The 21,397-nt window shown below is 59.8% G+C and carries 21 protein-coding genes; 12 read left to right on the plus strand and 9 right to left on the minus strand.

Annotated features, from left to right (window positions below; translation table 11 throughout):
- The first annotated feature begins 54 nt into the window (after nucleotides 1-54).
- Entirely contained in the window at nucleotides 55-585 is a 531-nt protein-coding gene (locus ACJ8IJ_RS08925) for a GNAT family N-acetyltransferase (RefSeq protein ID WP_004939196.1), read from the plus strand.
- Between the two features lie 4 nt (nucleotides 586-589).
- Here ACJ8IJ_RS08925 and ACJ8IJ_RS08930 read toward each other — a convergent pair whose 3' ends face one another.
- Nucleotides 590-1,462, minus strand: coding sequence for a LysR family transcriptional regulator (locus tag ACJ8IJ_RS08930; RefSeq protein ID WP_164095314.1), 873 nt, complete (start codon nucleotides 1,460-1,462; stop codon nucleotides 590-592).
- Between the two features lie 91 nt (nucleotides 1,463-1,553).
- Between ACJ8IJ_RS08930 and ACJ8IJ_RS08935 the strand changes: the two genes are divergently transcribed.
- A complete protein-coding gene (locus ACJ8IJ_RS08935) occupies nucleotides 1,554-2,534 on the plus strand; it encodes a nitrilase family protein (protein ID WP_442518542.1) in 981 nt (326 codons plus the stop codon).
- Between the two features lie 90 nt (nucleotides 2,535-2,624).
- Here the strand turns inward: ACJ8IJ_RS08935 and ompX are convergent, their stop codons facing one another.
- On the minus strand, nucleotides 2,625-3,143 hold the full coding sequence (gene ompX, locus ACJ8IJ_RS08940) for an outer membrane protein OmpX (RefSeq protein WP_004939201.1): 519 nt from the start codon (nucleotides 3,141-3,143) through the stop codon (nucleotides 2,625-2,627).
- A 400-nt stretch (nucleotides 3,144-3,543) separates the two neighbouring features.
- Here ompX and rhtA point away from each other — a divergent pair, with 400 nt between their 5' ends.
- Together rhtA and nanQ are read left to right on the plus strand one after the other, a co-directional pair.
- Nucleotides 3,544-4,431, plus strand: coding sequence for a threonine/homoserine exporter RhtA (gene rhtA, locus ACJ8IJ_RS08945; RefSeq protein ID WP_004939202.1), 888 nt, complete (start codon nucleotides 3,544-3,546; stop codon nucleotides 4,429-4,431).
- A gap of 132 nt (nucleotides 4,432-4,563) precedes the next feature.
- The gene (nanQ, locus tag ACJ8IJ_RS08950; protein WP_060558984.1) at nucleotides 4,564-5,031 is read left to right on the plus strand and encodes an N-acetylneuraminate anomerase; all 468 of its coding nucleotides are present in this window, start codon (nucleotides 4,564-4,566) and stop codon (nucleotides 5,029-5,031) included.
- On the opposite strand, the gene ACJ8IJ_RS08955 is transcribed toward nanQ, so the two are convergent.
- On the minus strand, nucleotides 5,013-5,564 hold the full coding sequence (locus tag ACJ8IJ_RS08955) for an adenylate kinase (RefSeq protein ID WP_442518543.1): 552 nt from the start codon (nucleotides 5,562-5,564) through the stop codon (nucleotides 5,013-5,015). The genes nanQ and ACJ8IJ_RS08955 overlap by 19 nt on opposite strands.
- A gap of 355 nt (nucleotides 5,565-5,919) precedes the next feature.
- Between ACJ8IJ_RS08955 and dps the strand changes: the two genes are divergently transcribed.
- From dps to ybiO, 6 genes are all read left to right on the plus strand, one after another.
- Nucleotides 5,920-6,423, plus strand: coding sequence for a DNA starvation/stationary phase protection protein Dps (gene dps / locus ACJ8IJ_RS08960; RefSeq protein ID WP_004939215.1), 504 nt, complete (start codon nucleotides 5,920-5,922; stop codon nucleotides 6,421-6,423).
- A 140-nt stretch (nucleotides 6,424-6,563) separates the two neighbouring features.
- Nucleotides 6,564-6,830 carry a DksA/TraR family C4-type zinc finger protein gene (locus tag ACJ8IJ_RS08965; protein ID WP_048322540.1) on the plus strand — a complete coding sequence of 89 codons (267 nt, stop codon included), beginning with the start codon at nucleotides 6,564-6,566 and terminating at the stop codon, nucleotides 6,828-6,830.
- A 338-nt stretch (nucleotides 6,831-7,168) separates the two neighbouring features.
- Nucleotides 7,169-7,912: a glutamine ABC transporter substrate-binding protein GlnH gene (gene glnH, locus ACJ8IJ_RS08970; protein WP_004939223.1), complete on the plus strand. Its 744-nt coding sequence runs from the start codon at nucleotides 7,169-7,171 to the stop codon at nucleotides 7,910-7,912.
- A gap of 102 nt (nucleotides 7,913-8,014) precedes the next feature.
- Entirely contained in the window at nucleotides 8,015-8,674 is a 660-nt protein-coding gene (gene glnP, locus ACJ8IJ_RS08975) for a glutamine ABC transporter permease GlnP (protein ID WP_004939229.1), read from the plus strand.
- Entirely contained in the window at nucleotides 8,671-9,393 is a 723-nt protein-coding gene (glnQ, locus tag ACJ8IJ_RS08980; protein WP_004939230.1) for a glutamine ABC transporter ATP-binding protein GlnQ, read from the plus strand. Before glnP ends, glnQ begins: the two co-directional genes overlap by 4 nt.
- A 154-nt stretch (nucleotides 9,394-9,547) precedes the next feature.
- Nucleotides 9,548-11,764, plus strand: coding sequence for a mechanosensitive channel protein (gene ybiO / locus ACJ8IJ_RS08985; RefSeq protein WP_442518544.1), 2,217 nt, complete (start codon nucleotides 9,548-9,550; stop codon nucleotides 11,762-11,764).
- 2 nt (nucleotides 11,765-11,766) lie between these two features.
- On the opposite strand, the gene ACJ8IJ_RS08990 is transcribed toward ybiO, so the two are convergent.
- The 6 genes from ACJ8IJ_RS08990 to rlmF form a co-directional block, all read right to left on the minus strand.
- Entirely contained in the window at nucleotides 11,767-12,777 is a 1,011-nt protein-coding gene (locus ACJ8IJ_RS08990) for an alpha/beta hydrolase family protein (RefSeq protein ID WP_442518545.1), read from the minus strand.
- Entirely contained in the window at nucleotides 12,765-13,403 is a 639-nt protein-coding gene (locus tag ACJ8IJ_RS08995) for a GNAT family N-acetyltransferase (protein ID WP_442518546.1), read from the minus strand. The genes ACJ8IJ_RS08990 and ACJ8IJ_RS08995 overlap by 13 nt, the downstream gene beginning before the upstream one ends.
- An 11-nt stretch (nucleotides 13,404-13,414) precedes the next feature.
- Nucleotides 13,415-13,984, minus strand: a complete 570-nt coding sequence (locus ACJ8IJ_RS09000; protein WP_442518547.1) for a TetR/AcrR family transcriptional regulator — start codon at nucleotides 13,982-13,984, stop codon at nucleotides 13,415-13,417.
- Between the two features lie 182 nt (nucleotides 13,985-14,166).
- Nucleotides 14,167-15,471: a methyl-accepting chemotaxis protein gene (locus ACJ8IJ_RS09005; RefSeq protein WP_015377151.1), complete on the minus strand. Its 1,305-nt coding sequence runs from the start codon at nucleotides 15,469-15,471 to the stop codon at nucleotides 14,167-14,169.
- A gap of 308 nt (nucleotides 15,472-15,779) precedes the next feature.
- Nucleotides 15,780-18,782 (minus strand): DUF4214 domain-containing protein, encoded by a 3,003-nt coding sequence (locus ACJ8IJ_RS09010; RefSeq protein ID WP_442518548.1) that lies wholly within the window; start codon nucleotides 18,780-18,782, stop codon nucleotides 15,780-15,782.
- A 210-nt stretch (nucleotides 18,783-18,992) separates the two neighbouring features.
- Nucleotides 18,993-19,958: a 23S rRNA (adenine(1618)-N(6))-methyltransferase RlmF gene (rlmF, locus tag ACJ8IJ_RS09015; RefSeq protein ID WP_442518549.1), complete on the minus strand. Its 966-nt coding sequence runs from the start codon at nucleotides 19,956-19,958 to the stop codon at nucleotides 18,993-18,995.
- 118 nt (nucleotides 19,959-20,076) lie between these two features.
- Here rlmF and ACJ8IJ_RS09020 point away from each other — a divergent pair, with 118 nt between their 5' ends.
- Nucleotides 20,077-20,706 (plus strand): flavin reductase family protein, encoded by a 630-nt coding sequence (locus tag ACJ8IJ_RS09020; RefSeq protein WP_015377149.1) that lies wholly within the window; start codon nucleotides 20,077-20,079, stop codon nucleotides 20,704-20,706.
- A gap of 168 nt (nucleotides 20,707-20,874) precedes the next feature.
- Nucleotides 20,875-21,135: a multiple stress resistance protein BhsA gene (bhsA, locus tag ACJ8IJ_RS09025; protein ID WP_442518550.1), complete on the plus strand. Its 261-nt coding sequence runs from the start codon at nucleotides 20,875-20,877 to the stop codon at nucleotides 21,133-21,135.
- Nucleotides 21,136-21,397: the final 262 nt, after the last annotated feature.

A 21,397-nucleotide genomic window follows, 5' to 3' on the forward strand; every position in this document is an offset into this window, starting at 1 on the left:
CATACTGAACGCCGTTGTTTTTCATCGCCTTTCACCCTGTGCAGGAGCAGCAACATGACCGTAATCAACACCGCGCCAACGCTTATCACCGAACGCCTGCGGCTGGACGCGCACACGCTGGACGACTTCGACTCGCTGGCCGCGCTGTGGGCCGATCCGCTGGTGGTGCGCTATATCGGCGGCACGCCGCGCGACCGGGAAGACTCCTGGGGGCGCCTGATGCGCTACGTCGGCCACTGGGCACTGTTGGGATACGGGTATTGGGCGGTGCGTGACAAACAGAGCGGCGAGTATCTCGGCAGCATCGGCTTCTCCAACTTCCTGCGCGACATCACCCCGGCGCTCGACGCGCCGGAAATGGGCTGGACGCTGGTGAGCTCGGCGCACGGCAAAGGCTACGCCACCGAGGCGCTGCGGGCGGCGCTGGCCTGGGGTAAAACGCACCTGCCTGGCAAGCAAACCGTCTGCATCATCTCACCGGAAAACCAGGCTTCGCTGGCGCTGGCGAAAAAAGTCGGCTTTAGCGAAAGCCACCGCAGCGAGTATCACCAGAGCCCGATCGTGGTGATGCACTGCCCGCTTTGAATGCCTAAGCGCGTTGCGCCGCCAACGCCGTCTGAATGAAGTTGTCCCGCAGCGCATCGGCGCGCTGCGGATCCCAGGCGATACCGACCTGCCACTCCGTCTCCTCGCCGCTCAGCGGTAAAATATCGATGCCGGCCGGCGCGATATGCGTGATGCTGTGCGGCAGCAGCGCGACACCGACGCCGGCGGCAACCAGCGCCAGCAACGTCTGGATATCGCCGGCCTGCTGCACCACGTTCGGCGTCAACCGGTGGGCGGCGATAAACCGCAGCGACTGATCGCTGAGCCCGCGCCCGCGTTTGGGAGTCAACTGCAACAGCGGCAGCTGATTGAAACGCGCCATCAGATCGTCGGCGCGCAGCGCCAGCGCGCCCGGCGCGGCCAGCACCAACCGATCGCTCAGCAATGCCACGCCGCACAGCGGCGTATTGACCGGCAAGCGCACGAACCCCGCCTGCAACTCTCCCTGCAGCAACAGCTGATACTGGCGTTCCGACGGCAAGTCCTCCAGGCCGATCGCCACTTCGGGAAACCGTTGGCGAAAGGCCGCCACCAGCTGCGGCGCCAGATGAAAGCTGGAAAGGCCAAATCCCAGCGTCAGCCGCCCCGCTTCCCCGAGCGCCACCCGCCGCGCGCGCCGCTGAAACTGCTGGTACTGCTCCACCAGCGCCTGCGCTTCCGGGTAGAGCCGCTGCCCGCCGGCGGTGAGCACCGCCCCCTGTCGGCCACGCTCGAACACTCGAACGCCGAGCTGGGTTTCCAGCGCCTGAATTTGCTTGCTCAGCGCCGGTTGGCTGATGCATAGCCGGCTCGCCGCCTGCCGATAGTTGCCCTGTTCAGCCAGCGCCACCAGGGCGCGCAGTTGTTTTATATCCATTCCATTAGGTTATCGAATAGGGAATTTAATTGATTATACAGTAATCAAACCACCTGCTGTAATCAACGCAGACCCTAATCGGAGAAACACCATGACCATCTCATTACGCGCCGCCACGGTACAATTCCAGCATCGCGCCAACGATAAGAATTACAACCTGTCGACTATCGAGCGCTTTATCGCTCAGGCGGCCGAGCAGCAGGTACAGCTGCTGGCCTTCCCGGAAATGTGTATCACCGGCTATTGGCACGTGCGCCATCTGTCCGACGCCGAAGTGCGGGCGCTGGCGGAACCGATCGCGTCCAGCCCTTCGCTGGCGCGCATTCGCCCGCTGGCTGAGCGTTACAATATGGCGATCGGCGTCGGGCTGATCGAGCTGGGCGACGACGGCCATTGCTACAACGCCTACGCCGTATGCCTGCCGGACGGCGCGCTGCATGTGCACCGTAAACTGCACGCCTTCGAACACCCGGCTATCGCCAGCGGCGATCGCTATACGGTGTTCGACACTCCCTGGGGCGTGCGCGTGGGCGTATTGATCTGTTGGGACAACAATCTGGTGGAGAATGTGCGCGCGACGGCGCTGCTGGGCGCGGAGGTGTTGATGGCCCCACACCAGACCGGCGGCACCCATTCGCGCAGCCCGCACGGCATGAAGCCGATCCCACAGGCGCTGTGGCAGCGGCGAGCGGAAGATCCGCAGGCGATAGAAGCCGCCTTTCGCGGCGAACACGGCCGCGGCTGGCTGATGCGCTGGCTGCCCTCGCGCGCTCATGACAACGGGCTGTTTTTGTTATTCAGCAACGGCGTGGGCCGCGATGACGATGAGGTACGCACCGGCAATGCGATGATCCTCGATCCCTACGGCCGCATCGTAGCGGAGACCTGGGCGGCGGAAGACCGGCTGGTCAGTGCCGATCTCGATCTGACGCTGATCCCGCTCAGTACCGGACGCCGCTGGATTTACGGACGCCGCCCCGAGCTGTACGGTTTACTGACCGAACCGCAAGGCTATGAGCGCGATGCCCGCAGCGCGCGCTTTTCGACGCAGCCGACGGGGCGCAGTGGCTAACGACAGATAAAAAAAATCCGCCCGAAGGCGGATTTTTTATCCGCGCGGCAACCTGTGCCGCGCATTCACGCCCGCAGGCATGAAGAAATCTTAGAAGCGGTAGCCTACGCCAACGTTCCAGCTGCCAACGTCCACGCTGCGGATGCGGCTCTGCTCGTAGCCAACGTCCAGGGCAACGTTTTCGATTGGGTTGAACTGCAGACCTGCACCGTAGGTGAAGCCGTAGTCGCTGTTGCCACCTTTGTTACCGCCAGCCTGGGCGTTGTCGATGTTTTTGCCGTAGCCAACACCGATCACACCATAGATGCTCGCCCAGTCGTTGAAGCGGTAAGCTGGACCTGCGGTGATGGAATCGTACTGAGATTTCTTGTAGAAACCGCTTTCAGAACGATTTTTTTCCAGGTGGGTGAAGGAGCCGATCACACCCAGTGGGTTGTTGTCGAACTCGTAACGGTATTTCAGGTTGAAACCGTTGGCCTTGTTAGCAACGCCTTGGAGATCACCCTGCGCATAGCCAGCGGATACGGTGCTCTGACCAGCGAATGCGGTACCTGCGCTAACTGCTAATACGCAAGCTGCTACTGCGGAAAGACATGCAATTTTTTTCATAACCACCTCAAACGCGTTTTATTATTAAGTACATCCATTTGTTCATGCTTTGAAAATATAACAAAAATTAGCGTGAAACTCTGCCTTGAAATGAGTGTCTAATGCTTTATATCGTGTAACAGAAGATTTCAAGAACAGTGTATCTGCTTCTTTTCGCTCTATTTTCGGCCGTATTCTACGGCTTTCTGTGACAAAAATCACCAATTTAATATCCAGATAATTCTTAAGAAAAAGCGCACTTTTTGACCAAATTCGCCACATCTCATCCGAGGATCGGCGGATTTCACCGCGATGCGCGCTTTTCTCAGACAGATTTTCGCCATTTCATTTACACTGCTCGCATCCCCGTTTCGACCGTTTTCTCAAGGCTGAGGAACGGCGCAAAAAAGGCCCGTTAAGGATGTCGTTATCTACTTCCGGCAGAGCGCCCTCCGCGCTGCTGCCCATCTGTCTGTTAATCATCGCCATGGTGTCTATCCAAAGCGGTGCCTCGTTGGCCAAAAGCCTGTTCCCGATCGTGGGCGCGGAAGGCATTACGACGCTGCGTCTTTTCATCGGCACCCTGATTCTGTTCATTATCTTCCGCCCGTGGCGTATGCGCATCGTCGCCGGCAGCCGCTTGCCGCTGCTGATTTACGGCCTGTCGCTCGGCGCGATGAACTACCTGTTCTACCTTTCGCTGCGCACCGTGCCGCTCGGCATCGCCGTGGCGCTGGAGTTTACCGGCCCGTTGGCGGTGGCCATGTTCTCGTCGCGGCGGCCGATCGACTTTCTCTGGGTGGCGCTGGCGATCGCCGGGTTGTGGTTCCTGTTGCCGCTCGGCCACGGCGTAGGCGGGATCGATCCGTTCGGCGCCGCCTGTGCGCTCGGCGCCGGCGCCTGCTGGGCGGTCTATATCATTTTCGGCCAAAAGGCCGGCGGCGATCACGGCCCCGGTACGGTGGCGCTCGGTTCGTTGATCGCTGCGCTGGTGTTCTGCCCGATCGGCGCCTGGCAAACCGGCAGCGTGCTGTTCAACCTCGATATTCTGCCGGTCGCGCTGGCGGTGGCGATCCTCTCCACCGCGCTGCCTTATTCGCTGGAGATCATCGCGCTGCCCAAAATTCCGGCGCGCACTTTCGGCACCTTAATGAGCCTGGAGCCGGCGATGGCGGCGCTGTCCGGCATGCTGTTCCTCGGCGAACACCTGAGCGGCGTACAATGGTTGGCGCTGGCGGCGATTATCGCCGCCTCCATGGGTTCCGCCCTGACCATTCGCCCCAAACCGCGCCTCGAAAGCCTTTCCTGATCGCCTGACTCGCCTGCCGTCCGCAACGCCGGAATGCAGGCGGGTTAACTGTTTTCCTCGTGACAAATCGGCATACTTCCCCTTAGCCTGTATCGCAGGTTCTTTGGACTTTCGCTCACATGGAGAATAACAGTGATTCACAACAGCCTGTTCAACCCACGCTTCGGCCGCGGACTCGCGCCGGCGCTGGTTTCAACCCTGACCGAGTTGCGCCGATGCGACCTGCCCGAACTGGCGCTGGGCCATCACCCGATCGACGGCGACAACATCTTTATGGACGTGATGACGCTGACCACCGTGCCTACGGCGGAAAAGCGCGCCGAAATGCATCAGGAGTACATCGCGCTGCATCTGCTGATCAGCGGCGAAGAACGCATCGAATACGGCCTGGCGGGCGACTGGCATCGCGAACATCCGCATGCAGAAAATAGCGATCTGCTGCTGCTGGACATCAAACGCCACCCGCAAACGCTGCACATGACGCATGGCATGTTCGCGATCTTTTTCCAGATGGAACCGCATAAGACCGGCTGCCTGTGGCAGCGGCCGCAGCACATCAAGAAAGCAGTGGTGAGGATCCATCACCGCCTGCTGCTGTGAGCCTGCGGCAGCGTCCGTAGAAAATCGGCTGCCTGGCGGGGAGAGCGCAAGCGCTTGAAACGGCCCCCTATATCGGTACGGGCCATCTCCGCCAGGTATTTTCGCCGGTTCTTCGAGTAAGTGCGGATAGTCCACAGCACGATCGACTCGCGGCTAAAGAAAGAACGGCGGAAACTTTCCCGATTGCCGGTGCCCGCCCACAGCTCGCTTTTGCTGGCCGCGCGGCGGTACGCGCGGCGCACGGCCTGCCACAGCGTGCGGCAGAAACCGTAGTCCAGCCACAGGATATAATCGACCTCGCGCCACTTGATCGGTTGCGTGCGGCTGTAGTTGCCGTCCAGCACCCAGCCACCTCCCGCTTCGGCCAGCGTCTGCTCAAGCCGCGCCAGAAACGCGCCATCGGGCGTCCCCTGCCACTCGGGCCGCCAATAGAGTCTGTCCATCTCGATATAGGGAACGTCAAGACGTTCCGCCAGTTGACGCGCCAGGGTGCTTTTGCCGCTGCCGCTAGTGCCGACGACGTTAATTTTCATCACTCGCCAATAAAGACTGGGATAATTTCCATACTTTAGCCGTATCAATTACGCCTATCAATCTGAATAGGCTTGGCATTAACACCACGATAACAAAGTGGATATTTAACCAAACCTGCGCGCCCGCAGAAAATAAGATAACGGGGATAAATTGTCACTGAAAAAAATAATAATAAAAAACAAAATAACAATAAAATTCATAAAATTACACAATAGACAAAAACCAAATAAAAATATTGTCATTAGGCCACCCCTATTTGTGCAATAGCCATTTTCGTGCGGCAAAAATAAACATCCCTGCTATAATTAATCCCGTAACGAAATAGGACAACGACTAATCAAGAGGATATCTGATATGAGTACCGCTAAACTGGTGAAAACGAAATCTTCTGATCTGCTGTATACCCGTAACGATCTGGACGAAAAAGTTAAACTGGCCGCCATCAAGGCGCTGAACCATCAGGTCGTGCAATTCATCGATCTTTCGTTGATCACCAAACAGGCGCACTGGAACATGCGCGGCGCGAACTTCATCGCGGTCCATGAAATGCTGGACGGCTTCCGCACCGCCATCATCGAGCATCAGGACACCTTCGCCGAGCGCGTGGTGCAGCTGGGTGGCGTGGCGCTGGGCACCGTACAGGTGGTCAACGATCGCACGCCGCTGAAAAGCTACCCGACCAATATCCACAGCGTGCAAGAACACCTGAAAGCGCTGGCCGATCGCTACGGCGCGGTCGCGAATGACATCCGCAAAGCCATTACCGAAGTGGAAGACGAAGACACCGCCGATATGTTCACCGCCGCCTCGCGCGATCTGGACAAATTCCTGTGGTTCATCGAATCCAATATCGAATAACGCGAAAGCGTTGCAGATCGCCCGTCGTTCCGGGCAGCGCAGGCTGGGCTTTGCCCGGCCTGTTTTCTTTTGCGCGACCGTTGCATTGTACAAAAAACGGCCCATATTAAACGGTAGGGTTTCCTTGTCAGGAGGTGATGATGGCCAGCGGCTGGGCGGCGGACGGCGCCGTACAAGATCAGATTGATTCCACCATTGACGATGCGGTGCAGCGCGCGCGTGAAGCGCTCGGGCACGGCGAGAGCGAACGCTATTGCCAGGAATGCGGAGAACCGATCCCCGAGGCGCGCCGCAAGGCGCTGAAGGGCGTGCGTTTTTGCGTCGCCTGCCAGGCCGAACAAGACAAAAAACACGCGGCCACCAGCCTGTACAACCGGCGCGGCAGCAAAGACAGCCAGTTGCGTTAGCATTATCTGCTCCCCTTTTGCCCCTCTCGCAGTCACCCTTGCACCGTCAATGGATCATGAAAGTTAGAGTTAGTTATCAATATTGAAGCAAAAACGTTAAAGAACGGTTGTTTCACAGCCAAAATTTGGTTAATGATAGCCCCGTGCACCAAGATAATTCTTACGCACCATTTCGGTGCCTCATTGTGGTGCATAACCATAACTATTCGCCGTCACGGCACAACATCACGCAGTAACTCTTTGTTTTTATATTAGTTGAAAACATGGCACGATTTTTTCATGGCACCAACTGCAATATAAAAAATGGGTAATCCGCAACCTGTACAGGAATTCCTCTCATGAAGTCGATTTTTAAAGTCTCCCTGGCCGCACTCTCTCTGGCCTTTGCCGTAAGTTCCCACGCAGCAGACAAACTGGTGGTTGCCACCGACACCGCTTTCGTTCCTTTTGAGTTCAAGCAAGGCGACAAATACGTCGGCTTCGACATCGACCTGTGGGCCGCGGTCGCCAAAGAGCTGAAGCTGGACTACACCCTGAAACCGATGGACTTCGGCGGCATCATTCCGGCGCTGCAGACCAAAAACGTCGATCTGGCGCTGGCCGGCATCACCATCACCGATGAGCGCAAGAAAGCCATCGATTTCTCCGACGGCTACTACAAGAGCGGCCTGCTGGTGATGGTCAACGCCGACAACAACAGCGTGAAAAGCATCGACGATCTGAACGGCAAAGTGGTGGCGGTGAAGAGCGGCACCGGCTCGGTGGATTACGCCAAGCAGCACATCAAAACCAAGGATCTGCGTCAGTTCCCTAACATCGACAACGCCTACATGGAACTGGGCACCAAGCGCGCCGATGCGGTGCTGCACGACACGCCAAACATCCTATACTTCATTAAGACGGCCGGCGCCGGCAAGTTCAAAACCGTCGGCGATTCGCTGGAAGCGCAGCAGTATGGCATCGCCTTCCCTAAAGGCAGCGACGAGCTGCGCGAGAAGGTGAACGGCGCGCTGAAAACGCTGCGCGAGAACGGCACCTATAACGAGATTTACAAGAAGTGGTTCGGCACCGAACCTAAGTAAGCTGTGAATTTGGCAAGCTATTAACTTAAGCACAGGGGGCGCTTAACCCCCTGCGCTTTGTTGTATCTGATACCCACGTTTGGGATCACCGGGAGAAATATCATGCAGTTCGACTGGAGCGCCATCTGGCCCGCCATTCCTATCTTGTTAGAGGGCGCCAAAATGACCCTGTGGATTTCGGTCCTCGGTCTGATTGGCGGCCTGATCATCGGCCTCGTCGCCGGCTTTGCCCGCACCTACGGCGGTTGGATCGCCAACCACATCGCGTTGGTGTTTATCGAAGTGATCCGCGGCACGCCGATCGTGGTGCAGGTGATGTTCATCTACTTCGCCTTGCCGATGGCGTTCACCGATTTGCGCATCGATCCTTTCACCGCGGCGGTGGTGACCATCATGATCAACTCCGGCGCCTACATCGCGGAAATCACCCGCGGCGCGGTGCTGTCTATCCATAACGGTTTCCGCGAGGCCGGCCTGGCGCTTGGCCTGTCGCGCCGTGAAACCATCCGCTACGTCATTATGCCGCTGGCGCTGCGCCGCATGCTGCCGCCGCTGGGCAACCAGTGGATCATCAGCATCAAAGACACCTCGCTGTTCATCGTGATCGGCGTGGCGGAGCTGACCCGTCAGGGTCAGGAAATTATTGCCGGTAACTTCCGCGCGCTGGAAATCTGGAGCGCCGTGGCGGTTATCTATCTGATTATTACCCTGGTGCTGAGCTTCGTGCTGCGTCGTCTGGAAAGAAGGATGAAAATCCTGTGATTGAATTTAAAAACGTCTCCAAGCATTTTGGCCAAACCCAGGTGCTGCACAACATCGATTTGAAGATCGACAAAGGCGAAGTGGTGGTGATCATCGGGCCGTCCGGCTCCGGCAAATCCACCCTGCTGCGCTGCATCAACAAGCTGGAAGAAGTCACCAGCGGCGATCTGATCGTCGACGGCCTGAAAGCCAACGATCCGAAAGTGGACGATCGGCTGATCCGCCAGGAAGCCGGCATGGTGTTCCAGCAGTTCTATCTGTTCCCGCACCTGACGGCGCTGGAAAACGTCGCCTTCGGCCCGATCCGCGTGCGCGGCGCGAAGAAGTCCGATGCGGAAAAGCTGGCGCGCGAACTGCTGGCCAAGGTCGGCCTGGCGGAGCGTGCCCACCATTACCCGTCCGAACTGTCGGGCGGCCAGCAGCAGCGCGTGGCGATCGCGCGCGCGCTGGCGGTGAAGCCGAAAATGATGCTGTTCGACGAGCCGACCTCCGCGCTCGATCCGGAGCTGCGCCATGAAGTGCTGAAGGTGATGCAGGATCTGGCCGAGGAAGGCATGACGATGGTCATCGTTACCCATGAAGTCGGCTTTGCCGAAAAAGTGGCGTCGCGCCTGATCTTTATCGACAAGGGCCGGATTGCCGAAGACGGCAACCCGCACGATCTGATCAATCATCCGCCAAGCCCGCGTCTGCAGGAGTTCCTGCAGCACGTGTCCTGATCCTGGCGGTTTAACGGCGGGCGCACCACGCGCCCGCCGCTTTCATTCCGCACGCTCTCCCACGCCCCGTCGCGCCACCTTTCCTACTATATTCATTGTTTTTCATCGTATTGCTTTTACATCCGCCGATCACAGAACGCCAAAGAGAGGAACCATGCCGCCAAACGCAGACTCCCGACGAGGTTCTCATCTGCGAGAACACCTGCTTTTCCTGCTGCTGTTGCTGACCCTGAACGTCTTCGCACCACCGGCGCTGGCGCAAAATGCGCCGCCCGCGCCCGCCAACAAGAGCGAGCAGCAGAAAGCCGCCTACGCCGCGCTGGCCGAGCTGCTGCAAGACGACAAAGCGCGCGCGGAACTCATCAACCACCTGAAACAGACCGCCGGCGACGCCCCCGCCGCCGCGCCGGCAACGCCGGAGGAATCGACGCCCGCTACGCTGAGCGACAGCCTGAACTCGCTGGCGCAGGAAGGCATCGGCACCTTTAACCAAAAGCTCGGCGCGCTGCAAAAGCTGATCGACTCCGGCCCGAAGCGCGTTTTCAATCCCGCCGGCTTTTTCCGCGCGCTGGGCTACTTTCTGCTGACGGTGGCGGTCACCTTTGCGCTGTTCCACCTGATCCGGCGGCTGATCGCGCCGCTGTACAAACGCATGGGCAGTTGGGGACACAATGCGCGGCTACAGCGCGGCCCGTGGTATAAACGCCCCGCCGCCATTCTCGGCGCTTTCGCCATCGATCTGCTGGTACTGCTGCTGGCGCTGGCGGCGGGCAATCTGTTCGCCCGCCACGTCCACGCCGACAGCGCCACCATTCTGCGGCTGCAGACCCTGTTTCTCAGCGCCTTCGCGGTGATTGAATTTTTCAAGGCGGTGCTGCGGCTGATTTTCGCCCCCCGCTTCGACTATCTGCGCCCCTTCCCCTTCAGCGACCGGAGCGCGCACTACTGGAACACCCGCCTCGCCTGGCTCAGCGGCCTGATCGGCTACGGCCTGATGGTGGTGGTGCCGGTGGTGGCGGTACAGATAAGCTACCCGGCCGCCGCCACCGTCAACCTGGTGGTGATGCTGGCGCTGACGCTGTACGCCATTTGGCTGATCCTGCACAACCGCAAGCCGATACAGCAACAGATCAACCTGCTGGCCGAACGGTCGATGGCGTTTTTCAGCGTGATCCTGCGCGGGCTGGGGCATATCTGGCATCTGTTGGCGATCGCCTATTTTCTGGTGTTGTTCGTGCTGTCCCAGTTCGACATCGGCAACAGCCTGCGCTTTATGATGAGCGCCACGGTGAAAAGCCTGTTGGTGGTCGGCGTCGGCGCGCTGCTGTCCGGCATGCTGACCCGCTGGATTTTCCGCCGCATTTCACTGCCGACCGACGTCAATCTGCGCTACCCGATGCTCGAGCGGCGCATCAACTCCTACATCCCCAACGGGCTGAAGATACTGCGGGTGATGGTGGTGTTGGCGGTGACGCTGTTCCTGCTCGATGCCTGGCACCTGATCAACCTGTACCAGTGGGCGGGCAGCGAAAATGGCCAGCGGACGCTCGGCGGGCTGGTGCATATCCTGCTGATCCTGTTGATTGCCGTATTCAGCTGGACGCTGATGGCCAGTATCATCGAGCACCGTCTGGCGCTGGAGCTGAGCAACGGCGTGCGGCCGAGCGCGCGCGAACGCACGCTGCTGACGCTGTTTCGCAACGTGCTGGCTATCGTTATCAGCACCATTACCGTGATGATCGTGCTGTCGCAGGTGGGATTGAACATCGCGCCGCTGCTGGCGGGCGCTGGCGCGCTGGGGCTGGCCATCAGCTTCGGCGCCCAGACGCTGGTGAAAGACGTGATCACCGGCGTGTTCATCCAGTTCGAAAACGGCATGAACACCGGCGAGTACGTCACCGTCAGCGGCATCACCGGCACCGTGGAGCGCATGACCATCCGCTCGATCGGCCTGCGCGACGACTACGGCGTCTACCACATCGTGCCGTACTCCTCGATCACCACGCTGGCCAACTATGCGCGTGAGTTCGGGGTATACCGCGCCAACTACACCGTCAGCCGCGACGAGGACATCGATCGGGTCAATGAGGTGCTGCATCAGGCCGTCGCGGCGCTGAAGCAAGATGAGCAGGTGAAGCATTTCCTGATTGGCGAGCCGGTCTTCAACGGCGTGGTGGCGCTGGGAGACCGCTCGTTCACCACCCGCGTGACGGTGCGCACACAGGCACTGAAACAGTGGGTGGTGCAATACGCCCTCGATCGGCTGGTGAAAATCCATTTCGATCGGGCCGGCATCGGCATGCCGCAGCAGGCGATGCAGATCTCCCGCGCGCCGCTGCCGCATGAAGAGCCGCCGCCTGCCGCGAGCTGAGGCTAACGCCCCTGGCCGCAAGGATGGGCGGCCAGGAAGGCCGCCACGTCCCGCCGGTAGGCGTCGTATTGCACCGAGCGCGGGGCAAACAGGCCCACCACGTTGATCAGCCACGGATGGCGCACGAACAGCGGCTTGACCATCACATGATCGGCCTCGTCGATGCGCGTCACCGTCAGCAGCGAGGCCGGGATCGTTTGCCGATACACGCGCTCGGTTTCGTCCGCGTCCACGTTGACGTCGCGCCCGCCCAGGATCAGGTGCACCGGCGTGGCGAAATGCCGCAATCCCGCCGTCGCGTCGCTGGCCATGTTGGCGCGAATAAAGCGCCAGCGGTCGGCGCTCAATGCAGCGGCGGCGCCAAACTCACGGCGGTACTGTTCGTAACCGTCCGGCTGTTCGAGCAGCGTTTGGATGTGGCGCCAGTGCGCCTCGCGCGCGGCGATCGACGCTTCATCGTCCCCTGCCGCCGCCATCGCCGCCCGGGTGTTGTAGCGCCCCTGCCGCAGCCAGTTGATCGCCGGCGAGAGTGCAAGAGTGAAAGCAATGTCAGGCCGCAAACGCGCCACCTCCGGCATCACCCACCCCGCCTGGCTGGTGCCCCACAGCCCCACGCAGCGCGCATCGAAGCGCCCGTCCCGCCGGGCCCAGTCGATGATATCTGCGGTTTCCCGCGCGCGATCCGCCATGGTCTGATGCAGCCAGTTGCCGCTGGAACCGCCTACGCCCGGCTTGTCGAAGGATAAAACCGCATAGCCCTGCTGCGCTATCGCCTCCCAAATGCCGTAATAGCCTTCGTCGCGGCTGGCGTTGGCCGGCCCATCGCCGTGTATGAACACCACCACGCCGGGCTTGACCGGCGCATGCTCCGGCAGCACCAGCGTGCCGCTCAGCCGGTTGCCGCCGGCGGTCACCGTGACCGGTTCGGTGACAAAGCGAAAGTCGTTGACGTAAATCACCCAGCCAAACGCCGCCAAAACCAGCGCCACGAGGCACAGCCCTATTTTGCGCACATCGCCTCCCCGTTGCGTTTCTCCATCAATACCCAATCGGCCTGGCCGAACAGCACCCCCAGCAAGGCGTAGTGCTCTTCGCGCCGTACCAGAAAACCGCAGCGCCGGTACAGGCGCTGCGCATCAACATTGCGCCGGCTGACGTGCAGACTCAGACGCCGGCCTGCGCCCGGTCCGGCGGCGTAGTCGTTCATCCACTGCAGCAGCCGCCTGCCTACCCCTTTACCGCGCTGACTCTCCGCCACCGCCAGGTAAGAGAGATACAGCTCATCGGCCGCCGGAGTATGCTGCAATACCACAATTTGCAGATACATGCGCCAAACGTTCAGCCAGCCGTAGCGGCGGCATAGCCGCCAAATCGGCAAGGCGCGCGGGCGTGATCCGGCGTCGCCCTCTGCCGCGGCCGCATTGAGAGCAAAGGCCGCCACCACCTGCTCATCCTGTTTCACCACGAAACTACGCTCCCGGCTGCCGCTTTGCTGCCAACACCACAGCCGATAAAACAGACGCCACTGCCGGCGGGCGCTCAAACGGCGCGCGCGCTGGAACTTGTCGCAGAACGCGGCGTAGATCAACGCCGCCGTTTGCAGGCGGTCAGCATCGCGATACGGCTCAATGTGCAGCATATCCACCTCGACTAGGGATGCCGGTAGAGCAGTTGTTCCAACAGCCGCACCGGCGTGGTCTCCTCCGGTGCAGGCGACGCAAAGATCGCCTGCCGCCAGGCCTGGCTTTCGATCACGTCCAGCACCAGCTGCGCGAGCGGTAACGGCGCTATCGCCGCCGCGATTTCACCGGTTTGCTGAGCCTCGGCGATCACCGTCGCCAGCGCCCCAATCAACTGCCGCTGGTTGGCGCTGAACGGCTCGGCCAACGCCGGGTTGCGCGCCACCTCCGCCACGATCTCCGCCGACAGCTGAACATTGGCCGGTTCGGCGACAAAGGCATGATAGGCGGTGAAAAAAATCGACAGCGCCTGTTTCGGCCGCTTTCTGTCGGCCAATAATCCGGCGGCGAACTCGGCGAATACGCCGTTTTCCAGCAGCGCGATCTCGCCGATCAGCGCCTCCTTGCCGGAAAAATGGTTATAGAGGTTGCCCACGCTGACGCCGGCCGCCTGCGCGATATCCCGCATGCTGGTCTGGTGAAATCCCTGATGGGTAAAGCTGTGCAGCGCGGCCTCGACAATCTTTTCTCGGTTTCCCATCGTCAGTTCCCGAAACGGTGAAGGGGGCGCCTGGCGCCATAAATTGATATTAATTAATGAACGAACGTTCGCTCACATCAAGTCTAGCATAGACCGGTAAAATTGAACCGCAGCTCAACGGCGCAGGAATCGGTGGGGGGAGGCAAACGCCGCCTCGTTTTCAGAGGCGGCGTCCGGCAGACTCAGTGCAGCGCATCGCCCTGCTTCACCGAGGTAAAGGCCTGCATCAGCTTCACGACGTCATGCATGCCGATATTGACCTGGTTAATCACTTCTCCGGCGTCATGGGTCAATGCCACACCGCCGCCGGCCTGTTCCACGCAGGTCGCCATGCCAGCGATCGCCGCCGCCACGCCTTGCTGGATAGACTTGGTCATGCGTTCGATCTCGGTCGCCGCCTTGCGCGACTGTTCCGCCAGCGTGCGCACCTCGTTGGCCACCACCGCAAAACCGCGCCCGTGCTCACCGGCGTGGGCAGCTTCGATGGAGGCGTTAATCGCCAGCAGGTTGGTTTGGGAGGCGATTTTACGAATGGCTTCGACGATGGTGCCGATCTGCTGCGAACACTTGCCGAGCTCGGTGACCACGTCCGAGGTTTCGCGCGCTGCCGCTTCGACCTGCTGCATGCCTTTCACCGCCTGCTGCACGATGACCGCGCCCTGCGCCGCCTGCCGGTCGGTATCCAGCGACAGATGATGCGCATTGCGCACCATCTCTTCTTCGTGCTGCTGCTGTTGCATCAGCCGGGTGATGTCCTGGGCAATTTTCACCACTTTCACCACCTGGCCTTCATTGTCGAGGATCGGGTTGTAACTGGCCTCCAGCCATACCCGTTCGCCGCGCCGGTTGACGCGCTCAAAACGCCCGGTGATGAACTCGCCGCGCGCCAGGCGCTGCCAGTGCCGCCGATAGTCGTCGGAAGCGGCGAACGCCGGCGGGCACAGCACCGCATGCGACTGCCCGCACGCCTCATCCAGCCGATAGCCCATCAGCGCCAGCATATTGTCGTTGGCGCTGACAATGGTGCCCTGCGGCGTGAAAGAAATCATCGCCATCGATCGATTCAGCGCCGCCAGCAGGCTGCGGTGTTCCTGCGCCTGGGTCACTCGCTCGGTCACTTCGCTGGCGATCTTGACGATTTCCACCACCTTACCCTGTTTATTCAGCACCGGCGCGTAGGTGCCCTGCAGCCATACCGTCTCGCCGTTTTTCGCGATGCGTTTTAGGGTGTCTGTGATGGGTTGCCCCTTATTCAGCGTCTCCCAATGCTTGCGGTACAACGGGCTGGCGACATAGTTCGGATCGCAGAAAATACGGTGATGCCGGCCAATCACGTCATCGCGTTGAAATCCCAGCGTGTTGAGGAAGAGATCGTTGGCGCGCAAGACCGTGCCGTCGGGCGAGAATACGATCATGGGAACGGCGTGTTCTATCGCGCCCAGCTCGGCGCCTTTGTGGGTAGTTAACTGACTGAATCGTAACAGCATAAGGTGTAGTCCTTGTGGCAGATGATGGCGCTTTTCTTATTTTGTCTGGCCACATGCCGCGCCCACACGCAGACGTGCCATCGCGGAAGGAACGGGCAGCGCCGAACCTTCTGGTTATTGCTATTAACCGGATTAAATTTATTTATTCAGTAAAGTAATTATTCGAATTTAAATAAACCAACAACCTAAGATTTTTATTATTAAATGCGTAATGAGAATAACGTAAGTGATGAAAATTGAAAGGTAAAATGCGGATTTTTGTCGGCGCCGGCAGGATAACCGGCGCCGTTGAGCTAACACATCACCTCTTACGCGACCAGCGGCTCCGGCTCAACCACCGTGCCGTTGAGCGTGATTTCCGGCACATAGCGCAGTTCATTGAGCAAACTTTGATGGTCCTGCCCCAAGAGCAGGATGACGCTGTCCGCGGCATCCAGACGGTGGTCATCATTGTTATCGACAATGAGGTAGCTGCTGTTTTGCTCGCCGAGAACGCTGCTGACCCCGACCTTGGCGCTCAATGCTCCAGGCTGACCGAGATCGAGCAACGCGGCCAACAGCTGGCTGGCGCTGCTGCCCTGTTCGGCCGTCAGGGCGCCGATTCTCGCCTCCACGCCTTGCGCATCGCTGACGCCATAATCCGCCAGCTTCCCGCCGCCGGCCCCCTGAACGATCCGCAGACCTGAAAGCACATCGTCGATGCTGCCCTGCGTCAGCGAAAAGTCTTTTAACGTCACGCCTGACGCCGCCGTGCTGCTCTGCAGCGTAACGTGGCTTTTCCCTGCGCCGGCGACGATCGTCGTGTCTCCCTGCACGTTAAATTGATCGCTGCCTCCTCCGCCTTTGACCAACAGCTGTTCGCCCTGTAGCCCAAGATCTTCCAGCAGCGGCGCCAATTTGGCCTGCGCGCCACCACTTAACGGCAGCAAGTCCAACATTTGAATGATCGTGCCGTCACCGCTGCCGCCATGAGAGGACGTCAGGGTGAACCCATTACCGGCAAAGGCCGAAGCGTCAACCTGGCGGACCTGAGTGTACCCCTCCGTTAGCGTCAGGTTGAAATTCGCACCGCCGGACAACGTAATGTCTTGCACCTGATCATTTTGCCCCGTCAGCGTCAAGGCGCCATTTCCCCAGCCGCCGGTGTTAATGGCAACCAATGTCAATGGATTTTCATCGCCATGCGAGTCAAGCGCCAACGAGCCGGCATTACCGCGCCCGGAGAACAACAGGTCGAAACGATCGGTGGCATTCTCAAGGAAGGCTATCTCCAGCCGGCTGTCCGCATGATCACCGATGCCGCTGATTTCAAGGCGCGCCGCATCGGCATTGGCGTTGATCACCTGGACGTTATCCGCCCGGCCGGACAGCAACAATCCCTCACGGCCAAGCGTCTGCGCCGCCCGGCTCTGCACGACCGTCCCTCCGTCCGTTCCCTCTACGGTGGCGTTGCCGCTCAGCACCCCGTAGTCAAACACATGAGCACTCGTCGCCAGCGCTTTCGTGCTGTAACCGTTCCAACCGATTTGCGTCAGCGTAGCTTCCGCCTGGCCGATGTAACCCGCCATATCTATCTGTTCGAAATGACTGAAATTGGCGGCATTGCTGCTCACCGTACTGATGCGCACGCCAAAAAGATCGAGCGTCGAGGTCATTTTGACGATCAGGTTGGCGGACAAAATATCGTGCCCGTCACCGCCATCGGCGCTGAATATCCACCCCACATGATTGGCGCCGCCATCGGCATTGCCTCCCCACAGCAGGCTGTCATTGCCGTTGTTCAGATAAAAGTGCCCTTGGGCGGCGGCGAGATCGGCCTGCGAAGTGAGCTGCACCCGATCGTCGCCATAGGTGCCATGCACTGTCACATTGGCATTGTTTAGCGTCATCTCCACCCCATACCGAGCCGCAGGGCTATTATGCAGCCGGATATCCGCCGCAGCGTCGCCATTGACGATCAGGTAAGAAAGCTGCGAGGCATAGCTCAGGTCAACCGTAACGTCCGCGTCAGCATCCAGGAACACCCTGAACAGCACGGCGGTCTCCGCATTGCTCAGCGTATGGTGAGCATGCGTATTCACCGTACCCGACGCGTTGCCGCCGCCCTCGCTGGTGGCGAGAGAAGCAGTCGTTTTATACGCCAGGCTGGCGCCGACATCACGCGCGAACATCCACTGTTCATACTGAACGTCACCTGCCGGCGGCGCATTGATCAGATCGGCGATCACCGCCTGCGTGACCAGTGCCTTGTCGCCGCCCAACGCCCGATAGTGTTCCAACTGCTGTTCATCCGCCGCCCGGCCATGCACCGCCTGATAGACGTGCTGAATAAAGTCGTCCCCCTGCAAACCACCGATCTGCGCCTGAAATTCCGGCGTCGCCAGAAGGGCCGAGACCAATTCGGTATAGCTCAACGTACCGGAAGCCAGCGTCTTGCTCCAATTGTCCAGCGAGACGCTGTCCACCGCCCGCTCGGGCAATGCACGGAACAGCGCCGATATCTGCTCCAGATACTCGGTCGCCGGCAGTTCGCCCGGCGAATATTCCTGGCCCGCCGCATTGAAATGCTGTTGAGCCGCCGCATCTTCCGGCGCCACCACCCCGCGCAACTGCGCGATCATATCCACCAGCAGATCGCCACGCGTCGCGCCTTCCGCCAGCCGTTGCTGGTAAGCGGCCAGTTCAGGTGCCGTCGGCGGCCGTTCGAATCCCTGAGCGAACAGATGCAAAATGAAGTCATGATCGGAAAGGTCGTTAAGCGGCAGGGTGGCAATCTTGCTCTGCGCCAACGCAGCCAGATCGCCCCCCTGATTGAGCAGCTTGCCGTCATGCGCAATTTCATCGGTCTGCCAGGGCGCTCGCAGCAGATAAAACATCGCCTGCGCGTCGCCGCTTCCGCCGGCGGCATCGGCGGCCGTGCCGGGGTACAAACCTTCAGCAATGCGCTGATCGAGCGCATCACGCTGCGCCAGCATCACCGGGTCGTCCCCCAGATAGTTGAAGAGGTCGATAACAACGCTGGCGACAGCGCTGTTGAAATGCCCCTGTTGCAGTAAGGCATTGATGTAATCCGGATCGGGAGCGGTATTGTAAACGGAGAAATAAACCTGGCTGAGAATGTCGTATTCGCTTTGGCCGCTCATCCAACCGGCATCGGGTTGGCTCATTAAAATACTGGCCATATAGGCGGGCGGCTGGCTGCCGATATCAAATGCGCTGTCGTAGAAATCGATTTCCGCCGCCGTCGGCAAACGCCCGAAAATGCCGATGATTAAGGCGCCGACCTCTTGTTGCGTAGCTAAAGGAATCATAATAAATCCCGTCAGTGTAATGGACTAAGTTCGCGGCATGGCTGCGCCGCGGCCTGTCTCCTACATCGCGAAGAGAGACATTGCACACTGCCTGGAGGGGTTTTTATAGGTATGACTACAGTTAAGAAATGCTGATGCGATAAGTCAATAAAACGGGGAGAACCGATTCTCGGTATGGGACTTTGCTCCCATACCGAGGCACCTGAAGACCTAGCGCCAGCGTTCGGCTGCCCAGGCGGCCTGTTGCTCGGCGTCGTGGAAGGTCCAGGCGACGAAGCGGCTGATCTTCTGCCCTTGCGCCATCTCGATGGTGCGCACCTCGGCCGCCCCCGCCACGTTCAACGCATGGTAGATGGCCGGCAACGTGGTGTTTTTCGAGATGAGCGAGGTGAACCACAGGCAGTTGTTGGCCTTGCCGACGCTCTCTGCCACCATCTTGCGCACAAAGGTTTCTTCGCCGCCTTCACACCACAGCTCATTGTTCTTGCCGCCGAAGTTTTGCACCGGCTTGGCGGCCACTTCCCCTTTGCCCAGTTTATGCAGTTTGCGGCGGGTGCTGGCGCGCGCTTCCTGCTCGGACGCGTGGAACGGCGGGTTGCACAGGGTGGCGTCGAATTTCTCGGCCGCGCCGATAATGCCGCTGAAAATCAGCTCAGGCTGTTTTTGCAGCCGCAGGCGCACGCTGTTGCGCAGCGTCGGGTTCATCTCGACGATCATCTTGGCCGAGTTGAGCGACACCGGATCGATTTCGGAGCCGGTGAAACGCCAACCGTATTCGCGCAGGCCGACGATCGGGTAAATGCAGTTGGCGCCGACGCCGACGTCGAGGATCGCCACGCCCTTGCCGCGCGGGATCTCGCCGCCGTTGCTGGTCGCCAGCAGATCCGCCAGGTGATGCAGATAGTCGGCGCGGCCGGGGATCGGCGGGCACAGATAATCAGCCGGAATATCCCAGTGTTCGATGCCGTAAAAGTGTTGCAGCAACGCACGGTTGAGCATTTTCACCGCCGCCGGATCGGCGAAGTCCACCGAGACATCGCCCCAGGCGTTCGGTTTTACGAACGGCGCCAGCGCCGGGCAACTGGCGATCAGCGCCGGGAAGTCGTAGCGCGAACGATGACGGTTGCGCGGATGCAGGCCGCTTTTCTGCTGCGGGAAGGTTTTCTTTTTTTCCACCGTGACGGGCTCTCTTGAAGGGATTTCCGGCGCGTAAGATAACACATCCGGCCCGCAATGGCGCAGCGGCGGGAAACCCGGCACAATGAAAGCCTCATCGATTGCCGCAGGGTCTCCCATGAACCGTGAATCTCGTTATTATTATGAACCCGCCGCCGGCCACGGCCTGCCGCACGATCCGCTGAACGCCATCGTCGGCCCGCGCCCCATCGGCTGGATCTCTTCCCGCAGCGCCGCCGGCTTGCGTAATCTGGCGCCCTACAGCTTTTTCAACTGCTTCAACTATCGCCCGCCGATCATCGGTTTCGCCAGCACCGGCTGGAAAGACAGCGTGGCGAATATCGTGGAAACCGGTGAGTTCGTCTGGAACCTGGCGACACGCCCGCTGGCGGAAGCGATGAACCACAGTGCCATCAACCTGCCGCGCGGCGAAGATGAATTCGCCTTCGCCGGCGTCACGCCGCTGCCCGGGCGCCGGGTCAAAGCCGAGCGCGTGGCCGAAAGCCCGGTGAACTTCGAATGCCGCCTGACCCAGTGCATTCAGCTGCAAACCGCCGCCGGCGAACAGGTGGAGACCTGGCTGATATTGGGCGAAGTGGTGGCGGTGCACCTCGATCCGGCGCTGCTGGACGAACACGGCGTCTACCAGACCGCTGCTGCCGAACCTATCCTGCGCGCCGGCGGCCCAACCGCCTACTATGGCATTTCCGAACAGCACCGTTTCGATCTGGCGCGCCCGACGCGCTGATCGTCTCCCCCTGTTTATGCAGAAGATGAACGGGGGAATTAACAATCAAAAAATCTGAACAAAACTGTCAACACTCTCCGATTTCATCCCGCCTGTCACTGCGCAATAATCCTCCCATCGAAAGGCAAACCCCTTTCTCCCTAATTCACTTTGACAGGAATGACCAACATGAAAACCATCAAAACTTTTGCTGCCTCTATCGCCCTGGCCACCGCTTCTTTCACCACTTTCGCCGCTGAACACGTCAGCGCCCAAGATGCCGCCCAATTCGAAAAAGCCGGCGTGATCGTCGCCAGCGGCGCAACCGACCTGAGCAGCCTGAAGTCTCAGCTGGCCGCCAAAGCCGATGCCGCAGGCGCCAAGGCTTTCACCATCACCTCCACCAGCGGCAATAACCTGATGCACGCGACCGCGGTTATCTACAAATAATCGCCGCCCCAGACGTCAAAAAGCCCGCCGGATATCACCCCGGCGGGCTTTTTTTATGTTCGCGTACGTCAGCGCTGAATGGGCACAACAGCGAATTTCTTGCCGTCCGCTTTATCAGCAACCCACGCGCCAACAAGCCGGAAAACTCTGTCGCAAACAGGCAGAAACCCTGTATTCAATGGGGTTTGCGGGGGGCTTGCACACACATTTTTTTACCTGCCCATGGCTGGACTAACGGGAGAGGATGATTATCATGTTACGC

The sequence above is a fragment of the Serratia sp. CY40230 genome, assembly GCF_052168835.1.
Taxonomy (GTDB): Bacteria; Pseudomonadota; Gammaproteobacteria; order Enterobacterales; family Enterobacteriaceae; genus Serratia; species Serratia nematodiphila.